The 22171-nt window shown below is 34.0% G+C and carries 22 protein-coding genes and 1 riboswitch; of the genes, 13 read left to right on the forward strand and 9 right to left on the reverse strand.

Annotated features, from left to right (window positions below; genetic code table 11):
- Window positions 1-60: 60 nt before the first annotated feature.
- Entirely contained in the window at window positions 61-768 is a 708-nt protein-coding gene (locus tag BHU61_RS04370; RefSeq protein WP_111714916.1) for an SDR family oxidoreductase, read from the forward strand.
- A 59-nt stretch (window positions 769-827) separates the two neighbouring features.
- Here the strand turns inward: BHU61_RS04370 and BHU61_RS04375 are convergent, their stop codons facing one another.
- Window positions 828-1694: a CvfB family protein gene (locus BHU61_RS04375; protein WP_096076522.1), complete on the reverse strand. Its 867-nt coding sequence runs from the start codon at window positions 1692-1694 to the stop codon at window positions 828-830.
- Window positions 1695-1870: 176 nt separating this feature from the next.
- Here BHU61_RS04375 and BHU61_RS04380 point away from each other — a divergent pair, with 176 nt between their 5' ends.
- The 9 genes from BHU61_RS04380 to lysA all read left to right on the forward strand — a co-directional run bounded on the left by BHU61_RS04380 (window position 1871) and on the right by lysA (window position 12161).
- Window positions 1871-3466, forward strand: a complete 1596-nt coding sequence (locus BHU61_RS04380; protein WP_096076521.1) for an ABC-F family ATP-binding cassette domain-containing protein — start codon at window positions 1871-1873, stop codon at window positions 3464-3466.
- 143 nt (window positions 3467-3609) lie between these two features.
- Window positions 3610-3783, forward strand: a riboswitch (Lysine riboswitch).
- 77 nt (window positions 3784-3860) lie between these two features.
- Window positions 3861-5099 (forward strand): aspartate kinase, encoded by a 1239-nt coding sequence (locus tag BHU61_RS04385; protein WP_239243061.1) that lies wholly within the window; start codon window positions 3861-3863, stop codon window positions 5097-5099.
- A gap of 82 nt (window positions 5100-5181) precedes the next feature.
- Window positions 5182-6168: an aspartate-semialdehyde dehydrogenase gene (locus tag BHU61_RS04390; RefSeq protein WP_111714917.1), complete on the forward strand. Its 987-nt coding sequence runs from the start codon at window positions 5182-5184 to the stop codon at window positions 6166-6168.
- 77 nt (window positions 6169-6245) lie between these two features.
- Window positions 6246-7133 (forward strand): 4-hydroxy-tetrahydrodipicolinate synthase, encoded by an 888-nt coding sequence (gene dapA, locus BHU61_RS04395; protein ID WP_111714919.1) that lies wholly within the window; start codon window positions 6246-6248, stop codon window positions 7131-7133.
- Entirely contained in the window at window positions 7134-7859 is a 726-nt protein-coding gene (dapB, locus tag BHU61_RS04400) for a 4-hydroxy-tetrahydrodipicolinate reductase (RefSeq protein ID WP_111714921.1), read from the forward strand.
- A 57-nt stretch (window positions 7860-7916) separates the two neighbouring features.
- Window positions 7917-8633, forward strand: coding sequence for a 2,3,4,5-tetrahydropyridine-2,6-dicarboxylate N-acetyltransferase (gene dapD / locus BHU61_RS04405; RefSeq protein WP_379883768.1), 717 nt, complete (start codon window positions 7917-7919; stop codon window positions 8631-8633).
- 54 nt (window positions 8634-8687) lie between these two features.
- Window positions 8688-9839, forward strand: a complete 1152-nt coding sequence (locus BHU61_RS04410; RefSeq protein ID WP_111714924.1) for a M20 metallopeptidase family protein — start codon at window positions 8688-8690, stop codon at window positions 9837-9839.
- Window positions 9829-10893: an alanine racemase gene (locus BHU61_RS04415; protein ID WP_111714925.1), complete on the forward strand. Its 1065-nt coding sequence runs from the start codon at window positions 9829-9831 to the stop codon at window positions 10891-10893. The genes BHU61_RS04410 and BHU61_RS04415 overlap by 11 nt, the downstream gene beginning before the upstream one ends.
- The gene (lysA, locus tag BHU61_RS04420; RefSeq protein ID WP_111714927.1) at window positions 10890-12161 is read left to right on the forward strand and encodes a diaminopimelate decarboxylase; all 1272 of its coding nucleotides are present in this window, start codon (window positions 10890-10892) and stop codon (window positions 12159-12161) included. Before BHU61_RS04415 ends, lysA begins: the two co-directional genes overlap by 4 nt.
- A gap of 75 nt (window positions 12162-12236) precedes the next feature.
- On the opposite strand, the gene cspA is transcribed toward lysA, so the two are convergent.
- Both cspA and BHU61_RS04430 read right to left on the reverse strand, forming a co-directional pair.
- Window positions 12237-12437 carry a cold shock protein CspA gene (gene cspA / locus BHU61_RS04425; RefSeq protein ID WP_016912585.1) on the reverse strand — a complete coding sequence of 67 codons (201 nt, stop codon included), beginning with the start codon at window positions 12435-12437 and terminating at the stop codon, window positions 12237-12239.
- A gap of 253 nt (window positions 12438-12690) precedes the next feature.
- A complete protein-coding gene (locus tag BHU61_RS04430; RefSeq protein WP_099578084.1) occupies window positions 12691-12987 on the reverse strand; it encodes a DUF1033 family protein in 297 nt (98 codons plus the stop codon).
- Window positions 12988-13114: 127 nt separating this feature from the next.
- Between BHU61_RS04430 and BHU61_RS04435 the strand changes: the two genes are divergently transcribed.
- Genes BHU61_RS04435 through BHU61_RS04445 form a run of 3 tightly spaced genes read left to right on the forward strand, consistent with a single transcriptional unit; the run spans window position 13115 to window position 15339 of the window.
- On the forward strand, window positions 13115-13381 hold the full coding sequence (locus BHU61_RS04435) for an acylphosphatase (protein WP_111715526.1): 267 nt from the start codon (window positions 13115-13117) through the stop codon (window positions 13379-13381).
- 22 nt (window positions 13382-13403) lie between these two features.
- Window positions 13404-14186 (forward strand): 5-bromo-4-chloroindolyl phosphate hydrolysis family protein, encoded by a 783-nt coding sequence (locus BHU61_RS04440; RefSeq protein WP_170122451.1) that lies wholly within the window; start codon window positions 13404-13406, stop codon window positions 14184-14186.
- Window positions 14179-15339, forward strand: coding sequence for a toxic anion resistance protein (locus BHU61_RS04445; RefSeq protein WP_111714931.1), 1161 nt, complete (start codon window positions 14179-14181; stop codon window positions 15337-15339). The genes BHU61_RS04440 and BHU61_RS04445 overlap by 8 nt, the downstream gene beginning before the upstream one ends.
- A 44-nt stretch (window positions 15340-15383) precedes the next feature.
- Here BHU61_RS04445 and brnQ read toward each other — a convergent pair whose 3' ends face one another.
- The 6 genes from brnQ to odhB form a co-directional block, all read right to left on the reverse strand.
- Window positions 15384-16712: a branched-chain amino acid transport system II carrier protein gene (gene brnQ / locus BHU61_RS04450; RefSeq protein ID WP_111714933.1), complete on the reverse strand. Its 1329-nt coding sequence runs from the start codon at window positions 16710-16712 to the stop codon at window positions 15384-15386.
- A gap of 117 nt (window positions 16713-16829) precedes the next feature.
- Entirely contained in the window at window positions 16830-18671 is a 1842-nt protein-coding gene (locus BHU61_RS04455; RefSeq protein ID WP_111714934.1) for a vWA domain-containing protein, read from the reverse strand.
- Window positions 18671-19453: an ATP-binding protein gene (locus BHU61_RS04460; RefSeq protein WP_111714936.1), complete on the reverse strand. Its 783-nt coding sequence runs from the start codon at window positions 19451-19453 to the stop codon at window positions 18671-18673. The genes BHU61_RS04455 and BHU61_RS04460 overlap by 1 nt, the downstream gene beginning before the upstream one ends.
- Before the next feature lie 173 nt (window positions 19454-19626).
- Entirely contained in the window at window positions 19627-19830 is a 204-nt protein-coding gene (locus BHU61_RS04465; protein ID WP_111714937.1) for a DUF6501 family protein, read from the reverse strand.
- Window positions 19831-19848: 18 nt separating this feature from the next.
- Window positions 19849-20808 carry a ring-cleaving dioxygenase gene (locus tag BHU61_RS04470; RefSeq protein ID WP_111714939.1) on the reverse strand — a complete coding sequence of 320 codons (960 nt, stop codon included), beginning with the start codon at window positions 20806-20808 and terminating at the stop codon, window positions 19849-19851.
- Between the two features lie 83 nt (window positions 20809-20891).
- On the reverse strand, window positions 20892-22169 hold the full coding sequence (gene odhB, locus BHU61_RS04475) for a 2-oxoglutarate dehydrogenase complex dihydrolipoyllysine-residue succinyltransferase (protein ID WP_111714940.1): 1278 nt from the start codon (window positions 22167-22169) through the stop codon (window positions 20892-20894).
- Window positions 22170-22171: the final 2 nt, after the last annotated feature.

Consider the following 22171-nt stretch of genomic DNA (forward strand, 5'->3'; position numbering starts at 1 on the left):
ATAATACAATGGCTGTATTATGCGTTTATTTGATTAAATATTAAATAATGAGGTGTTTATATGAATATTAATGGTAAAGTTGTCATTATAACTGGTGCTGCAAATGGTATCGGTAAACATATCGCAGATACATTTAGACACAATAAGGCCATTGTCTGCGATATTAATATCCAGCCAGGATGTTATTTTCAGGGCGATATATCAGATACAAATGTAATTGATGCATTCATTCAGCAGGTTATCAGTGAGCATAAGAAAATTGACTATATTATCAATAATGCACTTCCTATTATGAAAGGCATCAATGATTGTACGATAGAAGAATTTAACCACGCGTTACAAGTTGGTGTCTCTGCACCATTTTATATTGTACAGCAATCCCTACCCTATCTAAATGATAATGCTGCTATTGTAAATATCTCATCATCAAGAGCACTGATGAGTCAACCACAAACAGAAAGCTATTCCGCTGCCAAAGGTGGCATCAGTGCATTAACACATGCCTTAGCTGTAAGTTTAAGAGAACAAGCACGCGTCAATGCGATATTACCTGGATGGATCGACACGACAAATAGTGAATTTTCTGGCAGCAATAACTTACAACATCCTGCCGGTCGCGTCGGAGTACCGAATGATGTTACACAAATGGCACTTTATTTATGTAGTGATAATGCAACATTTATTACAGGACAGGAATTTGTCGTTAATGGTGGTATGACTAAACAAATGATTTATCATAATGACCAAGGATGGTATTATGATAAATAAAACCAACATTGCCGGATACTTGAAGTATCGGCAATGTTGGTTTTGATTATATGAACTTATTATTCAACCGCTTTAATTTTATCCGCTTCAATCACGATGCGTTTGTTTTTATATAAGCGGCCAATCGCACGTTTAAAACTACCTTTACTCATGTTAAAGACTTCTTTTATCGCTTCAGGATCTGACTTATCAGAGAATGGCAGTTCACCACCGTATTCTTCTAATAACTTTAAGATTTGCTCTGAATCATCATCTAAGCGCTCATGTGCAAGTGGTAAAAATGAACCATTTAAAGTTCCATCTTCTTTATGTCCGATAATTCGTACTTCTACTGCTTCACCAAGTCTAGGTTCACTTCTACGTTCTGATTCGTGAACGAATATTTTGTAACCCTCTTTAGATAAAAGAAACGTTCCGATACGTAATAAACGGTATGGATGTGCTGTGATCGTCTTGTGTAACAGCTCTTCTGGTGCTGGTGTAAACATGGCATCGACCATCGTTTCACTTGCTAAACGTCCATATAACTGATCATTTCTGTCTACACGAAGACAAGCAAATACTTCATCTCCTGCTTCCGGCCAAACTTCTTTTACTTTCGGTAGATCTTCCCACGGAATAACGATTTCACGTGGGATACCGATATCTACCGTAACCCCGTCTCTATCTTTCTTAATCACTTTTACCCAGTCATAGCGGTCAGTTGAAATATCGGGAATATTTTGGGTTGCAAATAAATCTCCAGTACGACCTGGATATACAAAGAAAGAATAATCCTCACCAATTTCTAATTCATCATCTTCTAATACTTCTGATTGATTTAACTTTACGACTTCACTATTCGGTCCAAGTAAGTAATACGTAGACCCTTCTAATCGATCGACGCGTAAAAAGTCGATACTACCTGATAATTGTTTGTTCTCCATATGTCTCTCCTTTAGGTTAAATACCTATTTCAATAAATCATTATAGCACATTTTCACCCATTCGTCAGAATTAACAGTATAATAGAACTATCTGTGTAAGTAAGAAATCAGTAATATCTATTTCTTATCAAACTATGATATAATCTTACTGATTATAAATTAAAGGAGACCACTCAATGTTACAAGTATCTAATGTTAGTTTACGATTCGGTGATAGAAAATTATTTGAAGATGTGAACATAAAATTCACACCCGGAAACTGCTACGGTTTAATCGGAGCAAACGGTGCAGGAAAATCTACTTTCCTAAAAATTCTTTCAGGTGAGCTTGACTCTCAATCAGGTCATGTTTCATTAGGAAAAGACGAACGATTATCAATATTAAAACAGGACCACTTCGCTTATGAAGATGAACGTGTACTTGATGTTGTACTTCGTGGTAATGAAAAGCTTTGGAATGTCATGAAAGAAAAGAATGAAATCTATATGAAACCAGACTTCAGTGATGAAGATGGTATGCGTGCAGCTGAACTTGAAGGTGAGTTTGGTGAAATGGGCGGCTGGACTGCTGAAAGTGATGCACAAGTATTATTGTCTGGTCTTGGCATCAAAGATGATCTACACGAAAAGAAAATGTCTGAACTTGAAAATAACCAGAAAGTTAAGATTCTTTTAGCACAAGCATTATTTGGTGAGCCAGATGTATTATTACTCGATGAGCCTACCAACGGTTTAGATATTCCTGCAATCAGCTGGTTAGAGGAATTCTTGATTAACTTTGAAAACACAGTAATCGTTGTATCACATGACCGTCATTTCTTAAATAACGTATGTACGCATATTGCTGATTTAGACTACGGTAAAATTAAAATTTATGTTGGGAACTATGACTTCTGGTATCAATCAAGTCAGTTAGCACAACAAATGCTACAAGACTCTAATAAGAAAAAAGAAGAAAAGATTAAAGAATTACAGGACTTCGTTGCACGATTCTCAGCAAATGCTTCTAAATCTAAACAAGCAACAAGCCGTAAGAAAATGTTAGAAAAGATTGAATTAGATGATATCCAGCCTTCTAGCCGTAAATATCCTTTCGTTAACTTTAAACCAGAACGTGAAATTGGTAATGAGTTACTACAAGTTCAAGGTTTAACTAAAACTATCGATGGCGTAAAAGTTATTGATAACTTATCATTTACGATGAATCCAAACGATAAAGCAGTACTAGTCGGTGATTCTGAAATTGCTAAGACTACCCTACTTCGTATTTTAGCTGGTGAAATGGAACCGGATGAGGGTTCTTACAAATGGGGTGTGACAACGTCACAAAGTTATTTACCGAAAGATAACTCAGAATTCTTTGAAGGTAAAAATATCGACTTAGTAGAATGGTTACGTCAATATGCACCGCCTGAGGAACAAACGGAAACTTTCTTACGCGGATTCTTAGGTCGCATGTTATTCTCTGGTGAAGAAGTACGTAAAAAAGCAACTGTATTATCAGGAGGAGAAAAAGTAAGATGTATGTTAAGTAAGATGATGTTATCATCAGCGAACGTATTATTACTTGATGAGCCAACAAACCATTTAGACTTAGAAAGTATCACTTCTGTCAATGATGGTTTAAAGGCATTTAAAGGTTCACTGATCTTTACTTCTCATGACTTTGAGTTCATTAACACAATTGCCAATCGTGTTATTGACTTAAATGCAAACCTTTCTAAAGAAATTACTTATGAAGAATACTTAAAAGAACAAGGTGTACTTAAATAAATATTTTCTTGCGTGTATTCATTTTATGAATACACGTTTTTTGATTTTAAGTATTGTTAAATAAACTATTATTTTTAAATTTTCTCAAAACACTTTACAATTTTAAAATCTTTCTGTAGTATATTAAATATCAATTAAATAAATGTAACAGATGAGGCGCATCGATCATGAGTAAGTAATGGTAATTCTGCAAATGAATTACTGAAAGGGTGAGATGCCGAAATATAGTATTGATTGCAGTGAATACTATGTTGGATCCACAGGTTAAGAGCTATGGATTTGTCATTATTGAAAAATAATGGAGTGCATCGCTTGTATATAAATTCAACAAGTCCAGATGTCTCTGGGCTTGTTTTTTTGTTGGTGATGACCCCTTGCAGGAGGCAAAAAATTGATAACAGAAAACAGTATTCAGACAGAAGAAAAAGCAAGTAATATCAAAGTATTAAAATTTGGCGGAAGTTCTGTTGCTGATTTTAATAAGATTAGGCACATTGCTGATTATCTTAAAAAGCGTGTTGAACAAAAGGAAAAACTCGTCGTCGTTGTTTCAGCGATGGGAAAGACAACGGATGCACTACTCAAAAATGTAGCGTCACTTACAGAACGTCCAAAAGAAAGTGCACTAGCTATGTTATTAACCACAGGTGAGCAGCAAACCATCGCTTATCTTTCAATCATATTAAATGATTTATCAGTAGAATCCGTTGCTTTAACGGGAGCGCAGGCTGGAATACGCACTGAAGGTCATCATCTAAAAAGTAAGATTCAGTCTATTAACACGACTAAATTACAGGAACTATTTAAGACAAAAGATATTATTATTGTAGCTGGCTTTCAAGGTATCAATCATGAAGATGAGTTAACGACACTTGGTCGTGGTGGAAGTGATACAACAGCAGTAGCACTTGCAGCATCACTTCAATCATCATGTGAAATATATTCTGACGTAATAGGAATATTTGGTACCGACCCGAGAGTATATCCAGAAACAATGAAGATGGACTATGTAAGTTTTGAAGAAATGATGGAACTGTCATCACTCGGAGCTGGCGTACTTGAAACACGATGTATTGAAATCGCTTATAATAACAATACTAAAATATATACCGGAAAAACTTTATCCGAAGAGAAAGGAACATGGATTGTGCCAAATGAACAAATCATTGAAAGAAAAGCAGTAACAGGAATTGCATTAGATGAAGATATGAATTACGTAACTTTATCTTATCCAATGCACGATACAAAAGTATTAACCTCTCTTTACGAATTATTAGAACAAAATCAGATCAATATCGATATGATTTCTCAGACAGTAAATATCGATGGTATGCAGTTATCATTTACGATGAAAAATACAGAACAATATCAGATTAAAGCAATTATTGATCAGTTAACTGCATCATACCCTGCCCTACTCCATGAAATTAAAGATAACTATGCGAAAGTATCGATCATCGGTTCAGGTATGCGTGATATGTCTGGTGTCGCGTCAAAAGTATTTATGTCTTTAATCGAGGAGCAGATTGCATACTATCAGGTATCGACAAGTGAAATCAGTATTTCATTAGTAGTAGATGCTGGAAATGCAAAGCAAGCAGTACAAATATTATGTGAAAAATTTAATGTTTAATTTTTATTAAAACACTTTAACTCATTAAAGAAAATGCGTAACATATAAGTAAATAATTGATTAATTATAAGGAGTGTATGAAATGTATAAAATCGCAGTCGTAGGTGCAACTGGTTTAGTCGGTCAAAAAATGTTAGAAGTACTCGAAAGAAAATCAATCCCATTTAATGAACTTACATTATTTACTTCAGCAAGATCTGCAAATAAAGAAGTTGTTTATCAAGGTAAAACGTATATTACAGAAGAATTAACAGAAGAAAAAGCGAATGAAAAGTATGATTTTGTATTAATGAGTGCAGGAGGTAGCACGAGCTTAAAGTTCTCTCCTCTGTTTGAACAAGCAGGAAGCATTGTTATAGATAATTCAAGTGCATATAGAATGGAAGAAGGTATTGATTTAATCGTACCGGAAGTGAATAGCCCACAATTAAACAGAAAAATTATCGCAAATCCAAACTGTTCAACGATTCAGTCAGTCGTCCCTTTAAAACCGCTTCAAGATAAATATGGTTTAAAGCGTGTGGCATATACAACTTATCAGGCGGTGTCTGGTAGCGGTGTTGCCGGAAGAAACGATTTAATCAATGGCGCTAAAGGTGAAGCACCAAAGAACTACCCTCACCCTATTTACAATAATGTATTACCACATATCGATGTATTTTTAGAAAGTGGCTATACAAAAGAAGAACAGAAGATGATTGATGAAACAAAGAAAATATTAAATTTACCTGACCTAAAAGTAACAGCAACATGTGTACGTGTTCCTGTGCAGGATTCGCATTCTGTTGCTATCAATGTAACTTTAGAGCAACCAGCAACAGTACAGGATTTACGTCATCTATTTGAACAAACTGAAGGTGTTATCCTTATCGATGACGTTGCGAATAATGAATACCCTTTAGCCATTAATACAACGGGTAAAGATGAAGTATTTGTAGGAAGAATTAGAGAAGATGACACGCTAGATAATTCATTCCATATTTGGTGTACAGCAGATAACTTACTAAAAGGCGCAGCACTTAATGCTGTTCAAATTTTAGAACAGATTCATTTGAACAATCATAAATAGTAAATAGGAATAGTAAATAATAAATAGCTATCGAAAAAATGCACAATAATCATCATAAATTATCAAGGAGTGTTCATATGACACAAGTTCAATTTAAAGGTACTGCAGTAGCAATTACAACCCCTTTTACCAATTCACAAGTAGATTATGAGACTTTCGAACGTCATGTTAATTTTCTTATCGATAATGATATTCAGGCGATATTTGTTAATGGTACGACAGGAGAAGGTTCAACATTAGCAGAAGAAGAAAAATTAAAACTCGTTGAAATCGCTGTACGTATTTCAAATCAACGTGTTCCGATTATCGTAGGTACTGGAACAAATAATACGCAGGCAAGCATTGATCATTCTTTAAAAGTAAAATCACTTGGAGCAGATGGTATTATGCTCATTACACCATACTATAATAAAACAAACCAAAGAGGTTTAATTGAACACTTTACTACTATTGCTAACGCTGTTGAATTACCTGTTGTACTATATAATGTACCAGCAAGAACGAATATGACGATTGAACCAGAAACGGTTGAAGTATTAGCACAAAATCCATATATCTATGCTTTAAAAGATGCAACACACGATCTTGACTATACTGCAAATATTAAATCAATTATCCCTGATGATTTTATGCTTTATAGTGGTAATGACGATATTGTCGTACCATTCTATAAAGCCGGTGGAGATGGCGTTATTTCAGTAATCGCAAATGCAATACCAAAAGAATTTCAGGAAGTTTATACGACATTTAATAATGACCCTGCCCTGGCTACAGAAAAGTTCAATACAATTGCACCTTTACTTAATGCACTAGAAGTTGACATCAACCCAATGCCGATTAAAGCACTCGTTACGCATATCGGATACGCAAATGGTGAAGTACGTTTACCGCTCGTACCTTTATTAGTTGAAGAACAGCAGCACATTAGTGATGTTTATGACAACTTTAGAAGTAAGGTGATCTAATTGAAAATTTTACTAGCAGGTTTTGGAGCAATGAACGAACGTGTTGCTAAATTAGCATTAGATAAAGGACATGAAATTACGGGAATCATTTTGTCACGAACGACAGAGCGACAGCTTCCCTACCCAATCTATTATGTGGATGATAAATTCCCTGAAGCGGATGTGATTATTGATTTCTCCAATCCGGAAATTACACTGCCACTCATTCAGAGCAAACATAATATACCTTTAGTCATTGCCACAACCGGAGAAAAAGAAGCAATAATCGATGCATTGAAAATTAAAGCACAATATACGCCTACTTTCTTTAGTGCAAATATGAGTTATGGCGTGCATATCTTAACTGAACTCATCCAATACGCAGTCCCATTATTAAAAGAATATGATATTGAACTGATTGAGCGCCATCATAACAAAAAAGTTGATGGTCCGAGCGGTACACTCGTTAAACTACTCGATGCAATTCAGGAGAAAAGATCTTTAAATCCTGTCACAGACCGTACATTAGAAGATAAAGTAAGAGCGCATGATGACGTTGGTATCAGCGTAGTACGTGGTGGTACGATTACTGGTGAACATGAAGTGCTTTTTGCAGGCATTGATGAAACAATACAGATTATTCACCGTGCACAAAGTAAAGATATCTTTGCAAATGGTGCCATCGAAGTCGCTGAGCAACTCATCAATAAGCAAAATGGATATTATACATTTGAAAATTTATCATAAAGAATATTTATAAAAAAGTTAAAAACATATCAATAAATTATCTTAAAGGAGATTATTATGAGAGACTTATCAGCACAAGAAATTATTCAATACATTAGTGATTCAAAAAAGCAAACACCGGTAAAAGTATACGCAAACGGAAATTTTGAAGATGTTGCATTCCCTAAAACGTTAAAAGTATTTGGATGTGCACAGTCAAAAACAATATTCGGAGATCTAGCTGATTTTGAAGCTTTTTATAATGAGAATCAATCAATATTCAGTGAAATCGAAGTTGAATATGACCGCCGTAACTCAGCAATTCCATTAATTGATCAACGAAATATTAATGCACGTATTGAACCAGGTGCTTTTATCCGTGAACATGCTGTCATCGACGATAACGCTGTTATTATGATGGGTGCTACAATTAATATTGGCGCAGTTGTCGGGGAAGGTACGATGATTGATATGAATGCTGTGCTAGGAGGTCGTGCTACGACTGGTAAAAATGTTCATGTAGGTGCAGGCGCTGTTCTGGCAGGCGTGATCGAGCCTCCTAGTGCACAACCAGTAATCATTGAAGATGATGTATTGATCGGTGCAAATGCCGTAATTTTAGAAGGTGTACGTGTTGGTCGTGGTGCTGTCGTTGCAGCGGGCGCTATCGTTACTGAAGATGTTCCTGCAGGTAGCGTTGTTGCTGGAACACCTGCACGTGTAATTAAGAAGGCTTCTGAAGTTGAAGGTTCTAAAATTGAAATCGTAAGTGCTTTAAGACAATTAAATCAATAATACATAGGCTGATACATGTATCAGCCTTTCATTCTACTATAGAAAGGTGACACAATGATAAATCTAGATAACATTATTACTACGCGACGTACATTACATCAGTATCCTGAACTAGGCCTGAAAGAACATCATACAACAACATATATTATTAAAAGAATACAATCGCTTGGCATTGAATTCTTTACCCCTCTTGATACAGGAGTTATTGCAATCATCTGGGGATCTTCAAACGAAACAATCGCGTTTCGTGCTGATATTGACGCACTGCCGATTGAAGAACAAAACGATATTGAATACAAATCTACTGTGCCGAATGTTATGCACGCATGTGGCCATGATGGTCATACGACGATGTTACTATCATTAATGGAAGAAGTATACGCAATGCGTCAGAAAACACCATTAAAACATAATATTATGTTCATATTTCAACCGTCGGAAGAAGCAAATGCTGGTGCTAATTTACTGATACAAAACTTTAATTTTGAAGCATATAATATAAAAGCGATATACGGTATCCATATGATGCCTGATCATCCCGAAAGAGAAATGATTTACAGAAGTCATGAAATTACAGCCAGTGCAACTGAATATCGATTCTTTATTAATGGTAAAAGTGCACATGTTGCAAATAAAGAGCAAGGCCATGCTGCAAGCAACGCTTTAATTCAAGTCTTAAATCAAGTTAGTACACTCCAGCAGTTCTATTTACCAGGACTAGAACGTAATATTATTCACATCGGAAAGTTTAATGCTGGTGAAGCGATAAATACTGTACCTTCCAATGGATATTTAGAAGGTACAATCAGAACATATCGTTCAGCTGATTTAAATATTATCCAGCAGCAAATGGAACACATTGCACAAGCCGTATCATTAACAACACATTGTGAGGTCAATGTCGAATTTTCTGAAGGATATCCTCCAACAATCAACGATTCATCTCTTGAAGACAAAGTTGTACAAAGTATTGCACAATCTAATCTTGTCGCTGTAAAAAAAGATGTACCCTATTTATTCGGAGAAGATTTTTCTTTCTATAGCAGCCTAGCTCCAACTTACTTTGTATTTCTCGGTTGCAGAAATGAACAAAAAGGCTATGTACATGGTTTACATCATAATCAATTTAACTTTGATGAAAAAGTATTACTGAACGGCATTAACTATTACTTATCATTAATTAGAGGTTACGAAGATGAGTGCTAAATGGGAAATTAATCAAACACAGTTTACGGAAAACATCAAACAGGTCATTAAAGATAATCCAGTAATTGCTGTCGTTAAAAATAATGCTTATAATTATGGCCTTGAATTTACGTTAGATTGCATGACAGCTTGTGGTATTAAATATTTCAGTACGACAAGCTTAGAAGAAGCAATTGCTATTCGTAACTATAATAATACATGTAGTATCTTCCTAATGAATCCAGTCACGGATTTCGAAAGTTTAAGACGATATAACATAGAAATGACACTGCCATCAACACAATTTTTTGAGCAATACAGCGATGAACTTTATGGCATCCCACTTCATATGGAATTTGAGAATTTGTTACATCGTTCAGGTTTTAAATCAATTGCTGAAATGCAGGAAACACTAGTAATCATTAAAGCACAATATCCTGATATTGATATTAAAGGATTGTGGACACATTTTGGATATGCCGATGAATTCGAAGTTACAGATTATGAAACTGAAAAGAAGGACTGGTTAGACGTAGTAAACACTCTGGCTCCGCTCCATTCATTTGAAGTCATACATGCACAAAACAGTGCAAGCTACGTTCGTGAAGATGGTCTATTATCACAACATACACATTTACGACTTGGCATCATTCTTTATGGCTCTCGTCCCTATTCGAGTTTACCGGAAACGATAACCAGACAATCATTACGTATATCAAGTCATGTTATACAGATTCGTGAAATAAAATCCGGGCAGTCCGCTGGCTACAGTTTCGCATTTACTGCTCAAAAAGATACGCGATTAGCAGTCGTGGCTATTGGATACGGTGACGGTATTTTAAGAACACGCGCAAAGCATGACTGCCTGATTAATAACAGACGTTATCCTATTAAAGCGCTGATGATGAGTCATATGTTTGTTGAAGTCGATGAACACGTAAAACCGAATGATATCGTTTATTTATATCATGAACAGATGCGTATCGATGAATATACATTTTTAGGTGTGGGTGCTAATTCTGAACAGCTTTCTGCACTCAATCACAATACACTATTACTGGAGGTTACACAGTGAATTTAACAAGAGAACAAGGCGTACTAACAATACACGGCCATTCATTACTAGATATAAAAGAACAATATGGTACACCTTTATTCGTATATGACGAATCATTAATCCGTAATCAATGCAGACGTTTCCATGAAGCATTACAAGCTTCAGGATTAACTTATACGATTTCATATGCATCAAAAGCATTTACATCTATTCAATTATTTAAACTGATGCAGGAAGAACATATGGGATTAGATGTCGTATCAGAAGGAGAACTTTATTCTGCCCTTACAGCTCAATTTGATCCGCAAAAAATCCATTTCCACGGTAACAATAAGACAGATCATGAAATTGTATATGCGATTGAAGCGGGTGTTGAATACTTTGTGATTGATGCAATTGATGAAATTGAACGCATCAATAATATCGCTAAACGTAAGAATAGTACTGTTAAAGCTGTATTACGCGTAAATCCAGGTGTAGAAGCACATACACATGAATTTATCCAGACTGGACAAGAAGATAGTAAATTTGGTTTAAGTATTAAACACGGACTTGCATTACAGGGCATAAAGCACATTCAGGAAGCAAGCCATATTGACTTTTATGGTATACATTTTCATATTGGCTCTCAAATATTCGAATCAACTGGAACGATAGAAACAATACAAATCGTTATTCATTGGTTAAAAGAAAATAATATTGAAATTAAAGTTTTAAATATCGGGGGTGGCTTCAGTATAAAATATATATCTGAAGATATCAGTTATCCTATTGAAGATGGTATTAAAGCCATAACTGAGACGTTAATTGATACATGTAACAAAATTGATTATAAAATACCAGAAATCTCTTTAGAACCAGGACGCTCAATCGTCGGTGAAGCTGGGATAACACTTTATGAGGTTGGAACTGTAAAGTCAATACCTGAAACAAATAAATATATATCTATCGATGGTGGTATGAGCGATCATATCAGGACTGCACTTTATGATGCACAATATGAACTCGAATTAGTAGATCGTGAAGAAAATCAAACTGAAAATGTAACTGTAGCAGGAAAGTTATGCGAATCTAGTGATATTATCGCACGTAATACCGCCCTACCCGTTTCAACGAAGCGTGGTGATACATTATGTGTGAAATCAACAGGCGCTTATCATTATTCAATGTCATCTAATTATAATCAGATGCTTAAGCCTGCTGTTGTCTTTGTTTCAGAACAAGGGGTACGTGAAGTCATTAAAAGACAGTCTCTTAAACATTTAATTGCTAACGAAGTACAATAAAATAAGTAAAAGAAAGACACCCTGGAAAAACCAGGGTGTCTTTCTAACGTTCATATATAATTTATTGCATTAAAATTATAATTTTACAACGTTTGCAGCTTGTGGTCCACGATCGCCCTCAACCACTTCGAATTCTACTGCTTGTCCTTCTTCTAATGATTTGTATCCTTCTTGATTAATCGCTGAGAAGTGAACGAATACGTCGTTTTCTCCTTCGATTTCGATGAATCCAAATCCTTTTTCTGCGTTAAACCATTTAACTGTACCTTGTTTCATAATTAGAAACCTCCACACTATATTAATTCAATATGTGATTATTCACATATTACAAAATAAATAAAAAAGTGAATAAATATATTTACTTTGTAATATGGAATAATCATATTGCTATAAATAATTATAAAATACCGATAATCATAAATCAATACAATATTCTGTAAATTTAAACACTTTACAAATTTTACTTTACTGTAATAATAAAAAAATTTTAATTATCTTTTTTATCATTTATATAGTATTTATTATTATTTCAACGATATTGATATATTTCCCCATTATCAAGAAATAAAACACTATGAAAAATTTGAACATCATCATCGCAATCTTCACAGAATTCGATTTCACAATTGTTATAAAAAGCATGTATATCATACTTTCCAACTAATTCATTGCAAAAATGCTGTCTTAACATTACTAATTGCTCATTATAATAGCTTTTTGCTTCAGATAATTGTGAAAAACTTTTTATTTCGGTAGCTTTCTCTCGATAATCTTCAAACAGCCACCATCCTTCATAATCTGCTCTTATTGTTATGATTTCATACATCTTTTTCACCCCATTAAAAAGATTATCTTCTGTTTATTTCATATTTTCAAGTAAATCACCTTACAAATGCGATTTATTAGGTGTTTTGAGTCTTTTTACATATAATAGTGATAAGAGGTGAAGTATGATGAAAACAATACAAATTAAAGTTTTTGGACGTGTACAAGGTGTGGGATTTCGTTACTTCACAGCGCAACATGCGAAAGATAATAATATCACTGGCACGGTTCAGAATGTAGATGATTATGTTGAGATTTATGCAACCGGAGAAAATTCAGACTTAGATACTTTTACAGACAAAGTTATTCGTGGTGCTTCTCCAATGTCTCGCGTACAATCTTATGAGATTAATGATATACCAGAGCAACAATTTAAACAGTTTAAAACGATATAATATATTTAAAGGAAATGATGAGATGAAATACAATGCATCGTATATTTTTGGTGCGATATTTGCAGTACCAATCGCACTATTGACAGGGTTTATCAGCATGAATTTTTTTCAGTTTGATATGTGGCTTGATTCACTTGTTATGGCGGGTGGTTATCTAGGTGCATTCTTACCTATCCAGATGACGACTGGTAATAAATATTTAAAAGAGATGGGTGTTACAAAACAAGACTATAAATATATCAGACAGCAGATGAAGATTGCTGAACCAAAGATCAAACAATTATTAGTTCAATATAAAAAAGTACGTTCTGTAACTGATTTTCGCAATGTAAATGAAATTAATAAACTCGCACGCACAATTTATAAATCAGTGCAAAAAGATCCTAAGAAGTTTTTTAAAGTTGATAGCTTCTTTTTTTCTCATTTAGATAATACAGTAAATTTATTAGATCAGTTTTTATATTTATCAAGAATGCCGCATAAGACAGCTGAAGATAAGCAGTTGCTTTATAATGCGCGTTTAACACTTGAAGAATTAAAAAGAACTTTGCAGGCAGACTTAAAAGCATTAAATTCAAGTGACTATGAACAGATGAAAGTCGAAATCGATCTCGCTTCTATTCAGAAGTCCGGCCATCAAATACCGATTCAAAGTGACAATGCGAACCACGAAAATGTCAATCATAGTTATAAACATAGTACAAACAAACAGCAGGCTTTAGATTATGAGGAACGTGTGCCTGTTAATTTTAAACGTTCTAAACAATATGCACATGTAAACGAAAGGAAAGATATAAATGAATGAAAACGAGTTACTTAATGATTTAACGGCAAATCCATTTGAAAGCAATGCAGTGTTACAACCGGAACAAAAGAAAAATAATTTAACTACATATCAAACTGAAACCCTTTCTCCTGAAAAACGCGAAAAAATCAACCAGATTAAAAATCAGATTAAACCTCTCGATAATGAAAATTTATTATTATATGGCGCAAGTGCACAACAAAAACTTTCTACATTTTCTCATCAAATATTAGATGAAGTACAAAAAAAAGATGTAGGTTCAATTGGTGACAGCCTTGATCAATTAATGAAAAAATTAAAAGAAGTTGATCCAGATGAAATTTCACAAGTCGAAAAAAGTAAGTTTAAAAAATTATTTAAACGCGTTTCTAAATCAGTCAATGAGTTAATTTCTAGATATCAGTCGGTTTCAGGACAAATCGATCGTATATCAGTACAGCTTCAAAATTCTAAAGATGTATTATTAAGAGATGTACATATGTTAGACCGCTTATATGAAGAAAACAAAGCATATTTTGAAGCTTTAGATATGTTTATCATCGCTGCTGAAGAAAAACGTGAAGAAATTCAGACCGTAATGCTTCCTGAGTTAGAGCAACGTGCATTAGCATCAAATGATCAGATGATTGTACAAGATGTTAATGATCTTAGACATTACCTTAATCGTTTAGACAAACGTATCTATGATTTGAAATTATCACGTCAAATCACTTTACAATCTGCCCCACAAATTAGAATGATTCAGGATGTCAATCAAACACTAGCCGAGAAAATTCAAAGTTCAATTCTAACAAGTATTCCATTATGGAAAAATCAGATGGCAATCGCCATGAGTTTATTACATCAGCAGAAAGCGTCTAAAGCACAACAACAGGTTACGAATACAACGAACGAACTACTGCTTAAAAATTCAGAAATGCTTAAGATGAATACAATAAGAACAGCAGAAGAAAACGAACGTGGCATTGTAGAATTAGATACTTTAAAAACCACACAACAAAACATCGTTGATACGATACGTGAAACCTTAACTATTCAACAACAAGGTAGTGAAAAACGACGTGCAGCTGAAATAGAACTTGGCAAAATGGAACAGGATTTAAAACAACAATTACTCCAATTACAACAGGATCAACAAAATCGTAATTATTAAATAAAGAGACCTAAGACGTTAATTCAAACGTCTTAGGTCTTCATTTATTTATATGCAATTTTAGTTTGTCTTAATCCTAATACATAACCGATGATATATCCAACTACAGCAAATATTAGCCATTCCATTGATTGTGCTTTTAAAGGTAATGCATTCATAAAAGGAAAAATATTAAATTCTGCACTCAGTACAGATAAAACAGAAACAATCGTTACTAATATAATCGGAATTTGAAATGCTAGTAATGGTGTTGGTACAAATTTTGCGACTAACATAATTAATACTAAGGTCATCGCTATAGGATACAAGATTAATAATACAGGAATTGATTTTTCAATTACTGCTTTTAATCCTTGGTTCGCTAATATAAAACTAAATAATGTAAAAGTAATTGCATATGTTTTATAAGATATTTTCGGGAATATTTCATTGAAATATTCACTTACAGCAACAACTAAACCTGTTGAAGTTGTTAAACAAGCTAAGCTTACTATGATTCCAATTAACAGCTTACCGAAAGTGCCGAATGTATCATGTGCAACGTGCGTTAAAATATATGTACCTAAATCTAATTCATTTTTCTTAATTTCTGAAAGTTGTGCAGCTGATAAATGATAGTGACTACCAATCCATCCTAAAGTTAAGTAAATGAAACCTAATGCAATCGCAGCAATGATGCCTGCTAATACCGTTTGTTTAAATAAACCAGTTTCTTTTGTAATACCTTTATCTTTAATCGCATTAATAACAATTACTGAGAATGCAATCGCTGCAATTGCATCCATTGTTTGATATCCACTAGTAAACCCGCTAAAGAAACTTGTATTTAAATTCGTATAAACATCAGCTTGCGCCTTCACTGGTGAAGTATCAAATAATGAGAAGATACTTACCACAACTAAAGCAATAATAGAAATCAGTAATAGTGGTGTTAAGATTGCTCCTACTCTATCTACCATTTTAGATGGATTAATCGCTAACCATAATGTAATTCCAAAGAATATAATAGTAAAAATCAATAAAGACATTGCAGATGGTGCTTTTAAAAATGGTAACACAGCCATTTCGTAAGATGTTGCACCTGTTCTCGGAATAGCAAATAATGGTCCAATCGTTAAATATACTGCTGACAGAAATAAGATTCCAAATACCGGATTAATTCTATGAAGTACACCTTTATAACCTGATTCATCTAAAGATCCGACGATAATACCAAGTAAAGGTAAGCCTACCCCTGTTAAAATAAAACCAACAATTGCCGGCCAGAAAAATTGACCACTAGCAAAACCTAAATTTGGCGGAAAAATTAAATTACCCGCTCCAAAAAATATTGCAAATAACATAAAACCTACGACCCAAGTATTCTTATTCATGGGATGACCTCCTTACTTTAATGTTAATTATACTATCACTTTAAACGCATAAAGTCTATAACTTTTCAGAAAATTTAAAAAAAATACACACACCGTTAATATGTGTGTATAATTATCCTAAAATTGTTTCATACTTTGAAGTAATAAAGTTTTAAGAAGCGGCTGTATCACACTTGGTAACTTTTCTACACCTTCCACAAAGATGCAGTAATCATTATAAATATTTTTTATTGTTGCCATCGTATTTTCGTCGATTTTTGTCTGGCTTAAGAAAATATTGATGACATATATATTTTCTTTTCGCAGCGCAACTACTGCATCATGGGTATCTATAATACCATTCGATTCATAATCAAATGCTGATGGCTCACCATCTGAGAATACGATTAAAAATTTTTGTTTTTCCTGACGTGCTTTTAACATATTGCCAGCTATTCGAATCGCTAAACCATCCCGATTATCCTCACCTGTCTTATAACTCACTACATTTGGAGAATATTGATTTTGTAAGGAATTTTGGTAAGTAATGATTTGTTCTAAAATGTTTGGCTGAATATTTTTATCCGCTTCAAACCCATCTTCAGAGAAAGCCATAATTTCATGTCTTATCGATAATTGTTGTAATGTCTCATGAAACAACACGATACCCTTTTTTGTTTCTTCCAGTTTATCTTCCATGCTATAAGAAGCATCAATTAATAACATAAACGTTGCATCTAATTTATAGGATTTCTGATCTTCTTTATAAAATACGCGTTTGCGATCATCTAAAAACCATTGTGTAAGGTTACGACTTAATTTTCCTTTACTCAATCCTTGACGCTTTGCGCTGACCTCATGATCGACGCTTTTGTTAATCACGTTGACCAATGTTTTTATCTCTTTTAATACATCCTCTTTATATGTATTATATATTGTCAGACTTTTATCATCTTGCACAGTTTCTTTCCAAATTATCTTTGTATTGATGTTCTCTTCCCCGACGATGTCACTAATATCATTACCTTCTGCGTCTGTCTGAGGCGGTTTTGTCTTACCTTTCCCCATCATCATCTCAGTAATGTCATCACTTGCGTCACCTTCACGCTCATTTTCTTTTATATTATTACTGTTCGAACCTTCTGTTACTTCAGTCTCAAGATAAGCACCACTCTTTGTTTCTGTATCACGTTGTTTTGTCTGTACTGACTCTGATTCATCCATTTCTGCTACGTCTTGTTTCGCTTTATCTAAATTTGCTTTTTTAATAGCTTTAGCATTCATATATGCTAATTTCGGGATATGGTAATAGGCGTTTAACATATCTTTCGTTAAATTTGGTTCAATTAATAGCATAAGTCTTATTGCAAGATTTGCACTATCTTCAGTATTTTTTAAGTCATAAAATGATTGTAAGGCAAGCTGAATGCTATATTCAAGTTCCGTAAAAAACATTGTCTGAAAAGAAAGGATATTATCTGTCAGTAATGCATGTTCAATTTGTAAAAATAATTCATCAGTGGGCATCGCCTTTGTCTGATAAAATTTAATCTGGCTTTCATTCTCTTTTAACTTTGCTCGAATGCGTATATCAAAGAATTTCTTTGTGAAAGGTCTTTCTTCACTGATTAAATGCATTAATCTAAATTCATCAATCATCATAAAGAGCTGCTGAAAGAAGCTTTTAACTCGAAATGACTCTTCAAGTACATCTTCTACAACGTCTAAATCCGTGTACTCAAACCCAATAGCATGTAATATTGTGTCACTCTTTAATAATTTCATTTCTTCTTCACGTTCTCTATGTTTCCATTTGAATGCTACATTAATCGTATTTTCTGCAAGGTCAAAATAAGCAAACTTCTGAAAGTTTACTTTCACCGTCTCATCTTCACGTAATAATTGGGCTAAGTCAGTCAAAGTCATTATTAATGATGGATCGACGCGCTCATCATTAAATAATATAAATTTTTCACTCATTAAAAATTCAGTTCCATTGCATTGATAATCGCATTTTGTTCTCGCTCATCATCCAACTTATCAATGATTGCACGTTTCGCTGCACGTTCAATCGGCATTACTTGTATTAAATCACAGAAATCAAGCAAAGCACGGACTGAACTTGCTTCTTCACTAATTTGACCTTGACTCGCCATCGTTACTAAATCCTGATTAAACTTTATAATCTGATCAATTATCTTGGTATCTTGTAATGTCGTCTGTTCTACTATAACTTGTTTTAAGACATCACCACTTATATAGTGAAGATCTAAAACGACAAATCTATTTTTTAATGCTTCGTTCATTGGTAATGTACCTACATAACCAACATTTATCGCTGCAATAACTTTAAAATTATCATGTGCTTTAATCACTTCTCCAGTAAACGGATTCGTTATTGTTCTACGAAAATCAAGCACACCGTTTAAAATAGGTAACGTTTCAGGTTTAGCCATATTAATTTCATCAATGTATAATATGTTACCTTCACGCATTGCTTCAATAACTGGTCCATCCACGAATACGATTCGAGATTCACCATTGCTATTTTCGATTGTTTTATAACCTAATAAACTCTCTGCATCTAAGTCTACCGAACAGTTAATACTATTCATCTTCTGATCCATATCAACACTCAAAGTTTCTGCTAATTTCGTTTTACCAGAACCAGTTGGCCCCTTTAATAATACATTTTTACTTAAATTTAGCATTGCCAGAGCGTCCTCGTATATCGTTACATCGCTATTTTGATATTTTTGCATGATCTTACTCCTTTTCAAAATAAAAAGAGGCAATATTTTGCCCCTTTATTGTTTAACCTTATTATACATGATTGTACTAATATTTTGTTATAAACTGTTTTTACGAAATTATCACAAAAAGTATTATAAATATAATACTTTATCAGTATTTACTTTCTGTATTAATAAAATTCTTAAATTTCTTCAAAATATTCTTTATAATATCCGCCAACTTTACCACTATTGTCTCGTATATGATAATATTCTTCTGTTTCATTGACCACATCATAAACTTGACCGACAGTAAGCATATCGTTTACTTTATATTTTTTAGCATCAACATTAACAACTTTAACTTGTTTGATTGCAGCTTTATCTTGCCATTCTTCATGTAACATATTAACAACCCCATATCTTTATTTTGTTTGAATTGGTTTTAATGCGCTTTCAATTTCATTTCTACGTGCTTCTAAAAATGGTGGTAAACTCAAACGTTCACCTAAAGCATCAACTGGTTCATCAGATGCAAATCCAGGACCATCTGTTGCAAGTTCAAATAATATACCAGAAATATCTCTGAAATATAAAGATTTAAAATAATATCGATCAACTACCCCTGAGTTTGGAATATTACCAGTATTTAATTTATTTAAGGCAGCTTGTAATTTTAACGCATCACTCACTCTAAAAGCGACATGATGAACACCACCATATCCTTGCTCTGTCTGACCAGTACGTTTTAAAAGATGTACTTCACCGCCGTTACCACCGTCACCCATTGAAAATACATGTACTGTATCTAAAGAGTCACTATGTTCGTATTCTCCGGTACGTTCCATACCTAATATTTGTGTCAAAACGGATGCTGTAACAAGCGTATGTTCTACAGCAAGTAAAACGGGTCCTAATCCTAAAACCTGATGAACACTTTCTACAGGACTATGTGGATTAGGTTTCCCCATCGGAATACCAGTATTCAATTCATCAGAAATCAAATAAATTAAGCGATCATCGAAATCATAGAAAGGTAGTGCATGTTTGCCGTTTATTTTAATAACCGCATCATATTTAATCTGCATTTCATCAAAACGCTGTTTAAAATAATAAAGGCTATAATCTGTTGGTACACGCAATGAAAAGGCATAAATATCATTTGTACCACGTAAATGTTTTGGTGCATCTTTAAAATCAAAGAAAGTCACATCTGTACCTGGACTACCTTCATTATCAGCAAAAAACAGATGATATGTATCGACTGCATCTTGATTAACTGTCTTTTTAACAAGCTTTAATCCTAAAACTTTATGATAAAAGTCATAACACTTTTGTGCATCACTCGTAATGGCAGTGACGTGATGTAATCCTAATAAATCCATGATTTCTCCTCCAAATATAAAAAAACAGTAACTTATACTTATTATAACGTGTATAAGTTACTGGGTAAATTATTTATAACAAATTAGCTTTCTAATAATAAATCTTCAGGATTTTCGATTAATTCTTTAACAGTTTTCAAGAAACCTACAGCTTCCTTACCATCGATAATTCTGTGATCATAACTTAATGCGACATACATCATCGGACGATTTTCCATGCGTTCTTTATCAATTGCAATTGGACGTGTCACGATAGAGTGCATACCTAAAATAGCAGCTTGCGTACCATTGATAATAGGCGTAGACATTAATGAACCGAATACACCACCGTTAGTGATTGTAAATGATCCACCCATCATATCATCTAATCCTAATTTTTTATCACGTGCTTTAATTGCTAAATCATAGATAGAACCTTCGATTTCAGCAAAGTTCTTCTTATCACAATCACGTACAACAGGTACTACTAAACCTTCGTCAGTAGATACAGCAACACCGATATCATAGAATTGTTTTAAGATTAAATCGTCTCCATCAATTTCAGCATTAACAGCAGGATATTTTTTAAGTGCTGCTACCACTGCTTTTGTAAAGAATGACATGAAACCTAAACGTGTACCGTCATGATTTTCCTGGAATGCATCTTTTTTACGTTTACGTAAATCCATAACATTTGTCATATCGATTTCGTTAAACGTAGTAAGCATTGCAGTATTCTGAGAAACTTCTAATAATTTATTAGCAATCGTTTTTCTTCTGCGACTCATTTTTTCACGAATTACAGGTTTCGCAGGATTTTCAGGTTTTGCAGGTTTTTCCTGTGCTGGAGCTGCTGGTTTTTCAGCTTGAACAGGTGCATTAACTGCATTTTGTACATCATGACTTCTGATTAATCCTTTAGGATCGCGAGGATTAATAGAAGCTAAATCAATGCCATGCTCACGTGCATACTTTCTAGCAGATGGTGTTGCTACAATACGTCCGCTTTTTTCGTTAGGTGTCATAGGCTCAGATGATTCCGGAGCATTTTTAGAAGTTTCAGCTGATTGTACTGTTTCTTCTGTTTTTTCAGAAGTTGCTGGAGCAGCATCAGGTGATTTATTTTCTGCTGGTGCCGATGTTGCCCCACCTTCACCAACGATTGCGATGACTGATCCAACTTCAACTGTATCTCCTTCTTGTGCTTTTATTTCTGTAATAACACCTGCTTCTTCAGAAATAACTTCTACGTTAACTTTATCTGTTTCAAGCTCAACGATATTTTCGCCTTTTTCAACTGCATCTCCAACTTGTTTAAACCAGGTTGATATTGTACCTTCTGTAATAGATTCTGCTAATTCTGGAACTCTGATTTCTGCCACTT

Origin of the sequence: Macrococcus epidermidis, assembly GCF_003259695.1 — a bacterium.
Taxonomy (GTDB): Bacteria; Bacillota; Bacilli; order Staphylococcales; family Staphylococcaceae; genus Macrococcoides; species Macrococcoides epidermidis.